Below are 13,873 nucleotides of genomic sequence, written 5' to 3' on the forward strand. Positions count from 1 at the left end.
AAGGCCTATGCTTTCCCTTTTTTATACCTTCTACGCTATGCTAAAGAAATTAGTAAACAATACTATCGTTAGACTACTATCAGGAGTAATCATCGGTCTATTAGTAGGGCCTTATCTAAATGATATTCTACTTCAAGTCATCTTATCTACGAAACATATTTTAGGACAACTCATCTTATTTTTAGTTCCTTTAATCATCTTAGGATTTATCGTATCGTCTATTGCTAAACTAGATCAGAAGTCCTCTGTGATTATAGGGTTCTCCCTAGCTATAGCCTATGTATCGAGTGTCGGAGCAGGGCTATTCAGTGGTTCATTAGGATACACTATATTACCTTGGCTAGATATACCCTCTACTGCTGCTACGGGAAGAGCATTACCTGAGATGCTCTTTAAACTAGACATTCCACCTATATTCGATGTGATGACTTCCTTAGTACTTGCACTCATGATAGGTTTAGGTATTCTATGGACACAGTCTAAACCATTAGAAGTAGCCTTCGATCACTTTAGAGAGATCGTGTTACTCTTAGTCAATAGAGTACTAGTTCCCCTATTACCCTTATACATTGCCTGTAATTTTGCTTTGCTTAGTTATGTAGGTAGCATACAGTCACAATTACCTATCTTCTTAATCGTGATTATCATCGTGATCTTAGCTCATATCGTATGGATCACCATCTTATACACGATCGCAGGTCTGTATGCTAAAAAGAACCCATGGGAAGTACTCAGACATTATGGACCGACCTATCTAACAGCGTTAGGAACGATGTCTTCAGCGGCTAGCTTAGGTGTAGCACTACAATCAGCACATAAGAGCAAGGTACTAAAGCCAGAGATTACGAACTTCACTATTCCGTTCTTCTCGAATGTACATTTATGTGGTGCTATGGTTACAGAGACCTTCTTTGTGATGACCGTATCCTTAGTCCTTTATGGGCATTTACCTGATGTTAGCACATTGATTCTCTTTGTGCTTTTACTAGGTATATTTGCCTTAGGAGCACCTGGTGTACCTGGAGGAGCACTAATGGCATCCTTAGGATTAATAACCTCTATGCTAGGCTTCGATGATACTGGGATAGCATTAGTATTAACCATATTCGCACTACAAGACAGTTTTGGTACTGCGTGTAATATAGTGGGGGATGGCGCCTTAAGTCTTATGGCGACAGCCTTTCATGAACGACAACAAAAAAGGGAAGCTCAGTAGCTTCCCTTTCTTCTATATCATCTAATCTGATTAGTCTTTTAAAATATTACGAGAGATAACTAATTTTTGAATCTCTGTAGTTCCTTCTCCGATCGTACACAACTTCGAATCACGGAAGAACTTCTCTACTGGGAAGTCCTTAGTATATCCATATCCTCCGTGGATCTGGATCGCTTCTGTAGATACTTTCACACATACTTCAGACGCATACATCTTCGCCATAGCTCCGATCTTAGTCATCGGTTTGTTATTGTTTTTTAAGAAAGCTGCTTTGTGTAATAATAACTCAGAACATTCAATCTCTGTAGCCATATCCGCTAATTTAAAACCGATAGCTTGGAATTGGCTAATTGGTTTTCCGAATTGAACTCTCTCTTTTGAGTATTTTAATGCTGCTTCATAAGCTCCTTTAGCAATACCTAATGATAATGCACCAATAGAGATACGCCCTCCATCTAATACTTTCATCGCCTGAATAAACCCTTCTCCTACTTCTCCTAAACGGTTAGCATCAGGTACGCGACAGTTATCAAAGATAAGTTCTGCAGTCTCAGATGCACGCATTCCTAATTTATTTTCTTTCTTACCACTAGAGAATCCTGGTGTACCTTTCTCTACTACGAAGGCTGTCATCCCGTGAGAATCACCTTTCTCTCCTGTACGAACGATAACAACTGCAACGTTACCAGAGATAGCGTGAGTGATAAAGTTCTTCGCTCCATTTAAGATCCAGTGATCACCATCTTTCACAGCTGTAGTACTCATACCTCCTGCATCAGATCCAGTGTTGTGCTCTGTCAATCCCCATGCACCGATCCACTCCGCTGTCGCTAGCTTAGGTAACCATCTTTTCTTTTGCTCTTCATTCGCAAATGATAAAATATGATTAGTACATAGTGAATTATGTGCTGCTACTGATAAACCAATAGATGAGTCTACTTTAGAAATTTCTTCTACGATAGTGATATATTCGTGGTAGCCTAGTCCAGATCCTCCGTACTCTTCAGGAACTAAAACTCCCATATATCCCATCTCTCCTAGTTTTTTAAATAAATCTACAGGAAAGATTTGAGCTTCGTCCCATTCCATAATATGTGGACGAATATGTTGTTCTGCAAAGTCTCTTATAGATTGAGCAATCATTGCTTGAGTTTCATTGTATTCAAAATTCATGGTTGATAGTTTTAATTCGTAAATCTCAAATATAAACTAATTATATCAATTTTGTCAATAGGGAATTTCTCAATTTGTAGTAATCCTTCTTTATTAACAAAATCTCCATTCATACTCCTATGCTTAACTACTTCTCTTGCGATATAGTAATTCATATAGGGTAATTCTTTCAATTGATTTATAGATGCTTCATTGATATTTAATGTTGTGACAGTTGGTGCATTCATCACTTTAAAATGCCTATATAATTCATTTACAACTTCTTCTGAAAGTCCATAAACAAACTTCAACTGCTGTATAGACACAAAACCACCGTACTTCTCCCTTTCTTTCATAATCTTATCGGCATAATACGGCCCTATTCCTCTGACTTTCTGTAAGTCATCTAAAGTTGCACTATTTATACATATTGCTACTATGGGAACTTCTACTTTAGGCTTGCTATAATCAACATATTCTCGCTTCACCTTAGGGGTATTCACCCAATCTGGGAACTTAAAATAAGCACTATAGGTCTTTAGCCATTCGTCAGATACTTGAGTAACTTGTTGAAATTCTTTAGCAGAATTGACATACTTATTCTCCTTTCGAAATGACAATAACCGATCTATCTCTGCTGTAGACATACCTAAAACAAAGCCACGATAATCTGTAATAAAGTTGGGGTTAAAAGGGTAAATCGTATCTCGCTTAGCTATGGCAATAGTATTAATACTATCTAATAAACTAATCTGCTTCTGATACTCATCGTTAAAAAGGGTGGAATACTGATCAACTATATGCTGATCAGATGACCTAGGGTAATAGATATACAACTGAATGGCAATCACAAAGAGTACTAAAAAGAAAAGGCCTCGCTTCTGTGACTTCGTGTAGTAGTAAAATCTTTTTTTGTAATTAGATAGCATCTCCTCTTTTTACAGGAAAATTACAAGATTACTAGCCAACTCACATATAGTATTCAAAGAGATTTATAGGTCGAATACTGATGTTCTCTTTGTATAGATTAAGTCTTTAATACGAGCTAAAAAAGCTAAAGTAAGGTATAAAGCAAAAGCTAATCCTAAGGTAAAGAATGATAAATAAATAAAGAACAGACGTACACTAGTAGCGCGCATCCCTAGTCTGTCTCCTAGACGGCTAGATACTCTGAATCCTCTTTTCTCAAAATAGTGTCTTAAACTAGTAACCATACTTATATCATATTAACTATACAAAGATAAACAATATCCATCACAGCAAAGTGAACTATGGTGTATGATTAGCTTTTTTTGAGAAATTCTTTCCCTATAGCACACTCTATACATCGATTACTATCACAGTATTTCTTCTTTAGATGAACTAGAGCTTGGCTATCTACAGCATTAATCGCTGTTACATTATAATTAGAGAATAAGCTTACGATACTGTTCTTCTCTGCTCTTACGCTTTCGGCTAGTGCTATAATATCACTAATATCAAAATCTTCATGTGATACGGACTTCTGATAAATAATCTGCATAGGTAAGATGACATTGATAATTACTAAATCAATAAAGTCTTTAGTCAGTTTCTTAGCTTGCTTCTTACTTACTTTATTAAATACATAATGCGTCTCCCAATACGAACTTACTTTTATGTCAAATAATTTATAGAAGTAATTTAAATCTGTTGTTGTCAACATCTTTACAACAGGAATCTGATGATGATATAACCAACTACTCAACTGTGCTAACCTAATGGTAGGGAAATTAGGTGGTCTAAGCTGAAAGAATCTTATAGATGATGTGGTAGATACAACGATATTATACTTACTCTTTAAGAAAGCCCACTCTCTTTTTATCTCTTTTATATAGTCATCCTCTAGTTCTTGTTCTTCTTCTAACAGACCAGTTACTCCAAATAATAGAGCTTCTATCTGCAACAAGGAATGGGATTGTTTATAAATAGATTGTATCGGTAAATGTCTTACTGCATCATAGAATGCTTCGCCATTCGCGTTTAAGCCAAAGCTCTTAGCTAGAAAACAAAAGAGTACATGTTCCCAATGATTATTTGTTTCTGAAAGCAATTGTTCCATTGGTATGGTTTTTTCTATCAACCGCTCTAGAAACAACTTCTCTTTCCAAAATGTCCAGATACATGGATCAACTGTTCCTATGCTATCTTCACAGTTTAGGTGATTTTTACGCAAAAAGAGTTGAGTACATTTCTCTACTACTTGTTGATCTACATAGTTCTTCAAAACGAAAACAGTTATCTCACTACCATCCAATCTAAAAACTGGAATGTCATACTCCCATACCACATGTAATATCACACTATCATAACGCTGATCTCGCTCATGATGATGTGCATACCAATCAGAAGCCTTAATATGTATCTCAATATTACCCGCCCATTCCTGATCTCCAATGCATATTCTTGCATTAAAAAAGTCAGGTCCATCTAGACCAGTAAAAGTCCCCGTAGAAAGTATACTGAGAGATTCGTTAGATGTAGTATATAGGTCTTTAGAATTGAACAATTGATTTGCCCAAACATAATGTAGGAAAGCTTCTTTCATAAATATATTCGCATATTAGTTATATTCAATTCGTTTTCTCTATTTTTATAAAAACTATAATCACACCAACCAATCTTATGAGAATACTATTCTACATCATCAGCATTACTATGACCTTGTCTTCTAGTATTATATACGCACAAAAACCTAACCAAAATACACTTATAGAATACTATACTTACTCCAACAATAAAATAATCAATGTAGAAGACCCCATAATTCTGATAGCAAATGAGGATAATGCTTTTATAGCTAAGAAAAAACAACTCGACGTAGGACTAGAGAAATATCCTTATGAACAGACTTATATCGACTATAAAAACAATATTCAATACAGTGTGGCTCATCTAACTAAGAAGAATAAAATAAAGATGGTACTTCCAAACACCGACCAATCCTTCACACATCATAAAGAGACCAAAACAATACAAGGCTATAAATGTAATAAAGCGACTATAACAATTAATTCTAATAAAATCACCTTATGGTATACTAATGACCTAAAGATTAAAGGAAGTCCTATGTCATTAGGTGCTAATCTCGGTCTAGTGTTAGAAATAGATCGCAATGGTACTTACAAAACAATAGCTAATAAAATAAACAAAGATTTAAAGCTGAATATAAAAGACTATATACAGCTAGAGGATAGTCATGAGGTAGATACTAAAACTTATAAAGCTGAACTATGGAAAAGCAGGTTTACTACAATTAAGCTATTCGAAGATGATTTGGTCAATTTCTCTGACTCTGTTATTAATAAGCCAAATCTAATGCGCTTCGCTAAAGGAACAGTGATTGTTACGAAAGTAAAAATACCTGCTATAAAACCGACTGATCAGATATTTGTCAACTTAACAGAACAGTCTAATGGTGATGCATATGATAGAACAGGTAGTGTGTTCTTAATACCTCATTATCACGAAATTTCTTTTATGGATGCTTTAGAACAAGGTATAGAGGTACTCCCGATCTATCAAAATCAAGATTCTACAGAGAAATTTCAAGGTGTTATCGCTACTCAAAACTATACTCCTCCTATAGAGTTAATGCGCTTCTTCACTCCATTTGGTGTCAAAGGCTTTAATCATATAGATGTACTTGATTATAAATGGCAAGAGAAGGTGTATTATAGACAAGAGATTTCTGAGTTTCAACCTCTACTAAGTAATAGTGAATGGTATGTAGGGGTATATATAGGCAATTATGATAAAGGTGGCCATAAGATAAGTGCTGATATTACTATCCATCCTGACGGACTGAGCAATGCTAATAAAACGACAACGATGATGCCTATCTTTAACACTACTAATCTAATGGAAATGGCAGGTCAGAACTATCCGATTATGTTTGCATCTCCAACAGGTTTAAAAATAACCTTTACGACAACTACTGATATCAAAAATGCTAGATTAAGGTATATCACTACGGGACATGGTGGATGGGAGAATGGAGATGAATTTAACCCTAAACTAAATACAATTACCTTAGATTCTACTAAAGTGTTAGACTACTTCCCATGGAGGCAAGACTGTGGCTCTTATAGAGAATACAATCCAGCTTCTGGTAATTTTGAGACTGGATTATCTTCATCTGACCTCAGTCGTTCTAACTGGTGTCCGGGCACTGTCACACCACCTATTTGGGTTCCTTTAGGAGATATAAAGAAAGGTACACATACATTAGAAGTCAAAATACCGCAAGGAAGAAGAGAAGGTAATAGCTTTAGTTATTGGAATGTATCAGGTGTTCTCTTTGGAGAATAAAAAAAGCGCAGTTTTACAAAGAGTAAAACTGCGCTTTTTTTATTTATAAATTCTTATGTAAAGAAGTTCCAAGTTATCCCAAATCTAAAGGTAAAATCCTTATATGGGTTATTAGGTGCTGAATAATACTTGTATCCTGTCATACTAGAGTTAAAGTGCTCTAACATTAAATATATTCTAGCTGTTCTAATCTTCATATTAATAAAGAAATCGAATACTGGATAATTCCCTATTTCTACTTTATCTTGTACAAAGAAGTCTCCTATCAATGGATTATAGTCATTTCCATAGTACTTCGTAAAATAACTCAAGGTGATACCTGTCTGAAACTTTAAAGCCTTATCAAAGAATGCATCTGTGAAATATAAAGTATTGCGTGTCACAAACTCTGGTACATTTAAGATATTATCTTTTTGATCAACCTTCTGATACAAGAATGTATTATCTAATCCAAACTTACCAAATCTAAAGTCTTTCTCAGCTTGAATAGATAGATAGTTTATTGTACCTCCATATTGTTTAGGTGTAACTAATACTTGCTGTGGTATGCCAAACTTATCAAACTCAGTAGCGTCGTTTGAAAAATATAATTTATCTTTTAATACTGAATATGTCCCTGACAGCTTTACCCATGGTGTAGTCACAGAAGCGTCGAATTGATTAATCTTTTCGTTCTTAAACTCATTATACCAATTGTAATTAACATAATCACTTTGATATAAATAATAGCTTAAATTCCCCATTCTATTTAGATTTTGATAGCCTAATTGAAATGCAATGTCTTCTGAGTACTTATAATCTAAATTAGCTTCAAAATTCCTTGTTTCGTCATTACCTAAAGATGTGCTCGCTAAAACATTTGCTTTCCAATTCTCTTTATGATAAATATATCTACCACCTAACATTGTTATATTCTTCTCTAACTGATCAGGTATTAGACCACCGCCAATATGTGCTATGCTCTTATAATGGTATCTATATTTATAGAAATCAACAAATCCTTCAAAGCGTCCTGCCACATCTGATTGATACGCTGCTCCTACTCTATTAAATACATTGTAATATCTAGTTTTATTATTTATACTACTATTAAATGCTTCTCCAAAGTGTGTCTTATCAGTAAATTGATTATTAATATCAGCTTGTTGATACTCAAAAAACTTATCTTCATAGGTAAACTCATGAGTCAGTAGAATACCATTCTTAAAAGAATTATTTAATTGATATTGATGATTTAAGTATAAACGCTTTCCTTTCAACATCGTTTCAACATCTCGATAATACACATTAAGACGTTCACGTTTATTATATGGCTTAACACTACTTTCGAAAAGATCTAAGTCACGTATTCCTCCATTTTCTTTGTTCATGATGTCTTGAGCTGTAAAGTGAGCTCTCATCAAATATTTTTTATTTTCTGATTGATAACTAGATCCTATTCTAAAATTTCCTGTTGAAGACAGTTGATTAATGTATTTCCCAAGAGAACGCAATCCTTTATATCCTACAAAGAAATTTAAGTTCTTACTTGTATTTAAGGTAATAAAAGCATCTAGATTTTGTCCTTGTTTCATTACAGATCTATAGTATAAATCAGTATAAGGTGTAGGTGCAGAATAATACTTAATATCTTCTACGTTTAAGTATGCAAATTGTTTTGCTTCGAAACCAAAACCTGGTAAAACATGATTTGCTTTATAATTATATTTTAATACGTTATAGGTCTGGCCTTCATTAGCAAACTGTAGTAACCCAAAAGGATCCTTTCTTAGGTAATTAAACTCATAGTGCTTCTTTACAGATAGAGCTGTATCAACAGCTATCGTATCATTCTTAATCGAGATTATCTTATAGTCACTGATAGGTGCCACAGAGTCTTTCTTTACCTTCTGTCTAAGGCTTCCTATTTCTTTCTTCTCTTTTTTATCTTGGTCTCCATCAGGTCTATAACTTCCTTGCATATCTAAAGTTTGAAACTGTGCATGGATAGTCATACAACAAAAAAACAATAGAAAAACACCTAGGTACTTTCTCATAAAAATATAATTTGGACAAAGGTAAATTTATTTTTGAATTAAATAAAAAAAGCCATCCGAAGATGGCTTTCTATTTTATACTTAATAAGCTAATTATTTCTTAGCCCAGATAAGTTTTGTATCCATTTTGTCACCACCCATACGAGCAGCTGCAGCATCTTTATTTGCCTTATTTACAAGTTCCATATCAGAAGGATATGTAATTCTTTCAGGTAAATCTTTCAGATCTACTTTTGGCACAAATGTATACTGAGTTTCTCCATTTGGTCCAGGTGCAACAAGATCTCTTGTTTCACCAGGTAAAAGGAATGTTTTAGGGAATTTAGTTCTTCTGTATTCTGACCATGCTTCATAAGGCTGCATATAAAGAGCAATATACTTTTGTGTCATAACGTTCTCTTCATTTGCCGCTGGCACACTTTTCAGATACTTATCAATCTCTGTCTGATCGATTCCCCAACTAAGCATAGATGCTCTAATTCCATTTTTATAATTAGTATCATTCCATTTATTTACTTCTGATAGAATAAACTCTACTTCTGAATACTCCATTAGCACCTCTACCTTATCGGCTTTATAAATAGCACCACCAAATTGAGATACACTTCCTATCTGTGAGCCAGTAAAAGCACCTTCAATCCCTATAGGCAATCCAACATAAAATTCAACAGGGCGATCTATATAGTTCATTCCTTCAATACTAGGAATATCATCAGTTGCTCTAAAACGCACAGTAACCTCTTCCATTTTTACTGAACCATCATCTTGCTTCACAGGAAGATATTGTGTCTTAGGAGCCACCATTTTAAATAAACGCGGATCCACAATACCTTTAAAAGGATTCTTTTTACCTGTCATTTTTTCCTCTCCTTTTAATAGCTCCACAAACGTATTTGTAGGAGCGAAGTCATTACGATTATCTATAAAAGCTCCTCTATAAAAAGGTGCTGGATTAACTTTATCATTCTGAAATTTTAATCCAACTGTATCGTCATTAGACTGCATAACACCTCCCTTAACAGCATCATCAATATGTGCCTGAGCTTCAGGAATAACACTTTTAACACGATTTGCAATTTTCAATCTAAGTGAATTTGCAAATCTTTGCATCTTAAGAGGACTTTGAAAAAGAAAATCTCCAGCATTAAAAATCTTTGCATCCAATTCTATATTTTCTGCTGCTTCCTTCAATTCCTTCAACATATCTTTATAAATTTTCTCCTGAGGAGCAAATTTAGGTGTTGGTTTTGCATTTGCAGTACCCACAGTCATTGCTTCAAAATCAGGATCATCACTACCATATGAATAATAAGGTATATCACCATACGTCTCTAAAGCTTGTAACTGAGCATATACGATCATTATACGAGCCGCAGATAGCATATTTCCAGGATGTCCATAAGTTTGAACTTTTATCTGATTATTCTCATTAGTAACAATATCTATTATTTCTTTATAGTTTTTTGCTGCTAAAAAAATATCCGTGTATAAACTATTATTCACTCCTGTACGGAATAAATATAAATCCTCATCAGTATAATTTCTTTGAGCTGAATACTGAACCCAAGGTAACGACATACGCCCTGAAGGGAATACCCCTCGTGTATTAGTCATTAAATCTTTATTCGCTTTATTAAACAACCCTCCCGTTGGTACCTCCAAAGGTTTATTAGGGTTAACATTGATATCTTCTAAGTCTTTATCACAGCTCACAAAAGCTATAACGCAAGCTAAAAGAGATATCTTATACATATATTTTTTCATGTGAGTTTCTAGAATTTAAATTTAACATTCATACCATAAGTTCTTGTAGAAGGCAATGAAGCCCCTTCAATAGCTTGAATATTTCCACTTCCGTAAGAAGCCATTTCTGGATCCATTCCTTTCCAGTCTAAGTTCCATGTAAACAAGTTACGCCCATAAGCTGAGATAGTAATCCCTTTGAAAGGTCCTATCCATTTAGTAGGCAAATCATATCCTAAAGAAATCTCGCGTAATTTTATATAATCAGAGTTAAAAACGTTTTGTGCATCAACACCGCCATAGTGGCTTTGTGCCCACTTCTGCCCAGAAACTACTTTATCATTTTTAGTCCCATCTTCTTTAACCCCATCAAGAATAATTCCATTTTCACGTACACCATTTTCTGCAGACTTGTCTAACATACCAGTATACATACCAAACATATGTGAAGTAGAGAAGTATTTACCTCCTTTTTGCATATCGATTAACACGCCTAAGCTAAAGTTTTTATACTTAAAACTATTTCTAAGTCCCATATTATAGTCTGGTAAATAAGAACCTAATGCCTGAATACCTGTTTTTTGATACAGACCATCTGCACCTACAACTTTATTTCCATGATCATCATAGACAAAATCAGTTCCATAAATTTGACCATAAGTTTCTCCCACTTGTCCTTGTAATGAAACTTGGAATGGAGCACGTGTGATTTCTACAGATTTAACACCATCCGCTAAACGAGTCAACTCATTTTTATTCTTAGAGAAGTTCCAAGTAATATCCCATGAGAAGTCATCAGTACGTACAGGCGCTAAATTCACTGTAGCTTCAATACCTTTGTTTTTCATATCTCCAGCATTCTGCCATTGATAAGCAAATCCACTAGCTGCATCATACTGAACACGAGTAATCAAATCCTTTGTGTCAATTTGATAATATGAAACCTCAAACCCTACTCTATTATTTAAGAAACCAGCTTCTAATCCAATTTCTTTAGTAGTCATCATCTCTGGTTTTAAATCAGGATTATTTGCAGTTGCACTTAATGAATAAGTAGGACTTCCGTTAAATGGTCCATCTAAATTATAATAATCTGCTGTTCTATAAGCTTCTGTATCATTTCCAACTTGCGCCCATCCTAAACGAACTTTACCAAATGATAACCAGTCAACTTCTGGCAATAATTGTGAGAAAATAAATGTTCCTGTTACAGAAGGATACGTAACTGATTTTTTAACAGTTGAAAACCAATCCGTACGCATAGTTCCCTCTAAGAATAAAAATTCCTTATAATTCAAACTAACAGACCCAAAAATACTATTCGTTCTTGAATGAAATTTCTCATTACTTGCTTTCGCATCAGAAACACTATTACTTAAGTTATAAAGATTAGGTAAGTCTAACCCACCAACAGTAGTACCATAAACATAGTCTCTGCGCTTTTCACTTCTATTAACACCTACAAAAGCGTTAAGTCCAAAATCTCCAAAGTGATCATCATAATGCACACGCCCTTCGTAATTGTACTCTGACACATCACGTTTCATAATACTATACTTAGACGTAGCTTGGGATCCTTTAGCAACACGCTCCTCCACTGTAAAACTATAACGATCACCATATACAGTACCTACAGCATAAATTTTATCTGTAATATTATATGTTAACTTCACGTTCCCATACATTCTATTACGAACATCTTGAGATGTATTTTCATTAACAACCCAATAAGGATTATCAGAATAAGCAGGAGTACCATCATCCCAAGCATTTCTATTCCAAGAACGTTGATCTCCATTAGCAAGTTTATAATCTTTTAATTTCTTAAAATCAACTTGACGTTGTCCCCATTGGAAGAACTTTTGTGCAACAGAATTATCACCATATCCTACCTCAGGGCGATTAAATCCTTTTGTATAAACGTAATTAAAGTTAGTCTCTGCCTTTAATTTATCTGTCAACTGCGTAGAAGCATTAACCGAAAAATTGTTACGTTGCAATTTAGAGTTTGGAACTACTCCTTCTGTAACATTGTTACTAAAAGACATCCTTACATTACTCTCTTTAAACGATTTTCCAACAGAAACAGATTGACTATGTGTAATTCCAGTATCGAAGAATGATTTAACGTCATTTTTGGCTTTTTGCCAAGGCACTTCTTTCATATAATCATCAGCAAACTCAGGATCGAACGCATACCATGGTAAATATGGTGTACCATCAAATTTAGGTCCCCAACTTTCATCTACTTTATACTCCGCAATGTTATACGTTTTACCACCTATAACAGCAGTAGGTAATTTACTAGCAGACCCCCCTCCATACAAGGTCTGAAGTTTCGGCATAATATTAATGCTCTCAAAACTCAATCCAGTATTAAACTCGATATCAGTACGTCCATTTTTAGCAGACTTAGTAGTATAGATAATTACACCATTACCTCCTCTATTACCATAAAGTGCAGAAGCAGGCCCTCCTTTTAATACTGTTACAGATTCAATATCATCTGGATTAATGTCAGCAGAAGTATCTCCGTAATCACGACCTCCAGCTCCACGTTGCATATTGCTATCAGCAAAGTTACTATTATCCAATGGCACTCCATCCACAACAATTAACGGTTGATTATTCCCCGTAACAGACTTCACTCCACGCAATACGATACGCGCAGAACCACCCATAGAAGAAGGTGATGTTACTTGAAGACCAGCAACATTTCCTGAAAGTGCATTAACAGCATTTGTCTGACCTGATCCAGATAAATTATCTCCCTTAACTTCTTGTGAAGAATAACCTAACTTTTTCTTGTCACGCTTAATACCTAAAGCTGTTACTACCACTTCGTCAAGCATTTCTTCATCGCTCGCCATAGTCACATTGTAAACAGCTTCACCACCTACAGTGTGTTTAATGTCTTTCATTCCTACAAAAGAGAAAATAATGACATCTCCCTTTTTAACTTTTAATGAATACTTTCCGTCAAGGTCAGTCTGAGTACCTTCTGAAGTACCAGAAATCGTAACGGAAACACCAGGAAGAGGAAGCCCACCTTCGCTTACAATCCCATTAAAAGTCTTTTCCTGAGCAAAACCTACTTGCACCAAAAAAGCAAGAGACCCTACTAAGATCCATTTAAACTTTGATTTCATTTTAATTATTGATTAGTTAGTATCACAAATCTAACAAAAGATTTTAAACATGTTAAGTTTTCTTTAATTATTTTTAAATAAAAAAATTACACCCTACATTATTAAATCATTCAAACTTATATTTTTTATCAAAAAAACACTCCAAATAATAAATAAAAATCAAAAATAAGAACGAAACTTATTAAACACCCTTACATTTTGTTAATAAAAAATGAGTAACAGAAAACTGTTACTCATCTCTTATACAT

At 34.5% G+C, this 13,873-nt stretch carries 9 protein-coding genes; 2 read left to right on the forward strand and 7 right to left on the reverse strand.

All coding sequences use genetic code 11. The features are described from left to right. The first annotated feature begins 37 nt into the window (after positions 1-37). Positions 38-1,216 (forward strand): cation:dicarboxylate symporter family transporter, encoded by a 1,179-nt coding sequence (locus tag AABL85_RS04315; protein ID WP_341309302.1) that lies wholly within the window; start codon positions 38-40, stop codon positions 1,214-1,216. A gap of 30 nt (positions 1,217-1,246) precedes the next feature. On the opposite strand, the gene AABL85_RS04320 is transcribed toward AABL85_RS04315, so the two are convergent. From AABL85_RS04320 to AABL85_RS04335, 4 genes are all read right to left on the reverse strand, one after another. Beyond that, positions 1,247-2,389, reverse strand: coding sequence for an acyl-CoA dehydrogenase family protein (locus AABL85_RS04320; RefSeq protein WP_006259611.1), 1,143 nt, complete (start codon positions 2,387-2,389; stop codon positions 1,247-1,249). Between the two features lie 11 nt (positions 2,390-2,400). Then, positions 2,401-3,297, reverse strand: a complete 897-nt coding sequence (locus AABL85_RS04325; RefSeq protein WP_341309303.1) for a helix-hairpin-helix domain-containing protein — start codon at positions 3,295-3,297, stop codon at positions 2,401-2,403. Between the two features lie 63 nt (positions 3,298-3,360). Further along, entirely contained in the window at positions 3,361-3,582 is a 222-nt protein-coding gene (locus AABL85_RS04330) for a hypothetical protein (RefSeq protein ID WP_006259613.1), read from the reverse strand. A gap of 68 nt (positions 3,583-3,650) precedes the next feature. Beyond that, complete coding sequence (locus AABL85_RS04335) at positions 3,651-4,934, reverse strand: DUF2851 family protein (protein ID WP_341309304.1); 1,284 nt, start codon at positions 4,932-4,934, stop codon at positions 3,651-3,653. A 77-nt stretch (positions 4,935-5,011) separates the two neighbouring features. Here AABL85_RS04335 and AABL85_RS04340 point away from each other — a divergent pair, with 77 nt between their 5' ends. Continuing rightward, on the forward strand, positions 5,012-6,697 hold the full coding sequence (locus tag AABL85_RS04340; protein WP_341309305.1) for a PNGase F N-terminal domain-containing protein: 1,686 nt from the start codon (positions 5,012-5,014) through the stop codon (positions 6,695-6,697). Positions 6,698-6,750: 53 nt separating this feature from the next. Here the strand turns inward: AABL85_RS04340 and AABL85_RS04345 are convergent, their stop codons facing one another. From AABL85_RS04345 to AABL85_RS04355, 3 genes are all read right to left on the reverse strand, one after another. Continuing rightward, entirely contained in the window at positions 6,751-8,733 is a 1,983-nt protein-coding gene (locus AABL85_RS04345) for a putative porin (RefSeq protein ID WP_341309306.1), read from the reverse strand. A gap of 93 nt (positions 8,734-8,826) precedes the next feature. Then, a complete protein-coding gene (locus tag AABL85_RS04350) occupies positions 8,827-10,497 on the reverse strand; it encodes a SusD/RagB family nutrient-binding outer membrane lipoprotein (protein ID WP_341309307.1) in 1,671 nt (556 codons plus the stop codon). 8 nt (positions 10,498-10,505) lie between these two features. Beyond that, on the reverse strand, positions 10,506-13,625 hold the full coding sequence (locus tag AABL85_RS04355) for a SusC/RagA family TonB-linked outer membrane protein (protein WP_131540248.1): 3,120 nt from the start codon (positions 13,623-13,625) through the stop codon (positions 10,506-10,508). Between the last annotated feature and the right edge of the window lie 248 nt (positions 13,626-13,873).

The organism is Myroides odoratimimus, assembly GCF_038039805.1.
GTDB classification, from domain to species: domain Bacteria; phylum Bacteroidota; class Bacteroidia; order Flavobacteriales; family Flavobacteriaceae; genus Flavobacterium; species Flavobacterium odoratimimum_B.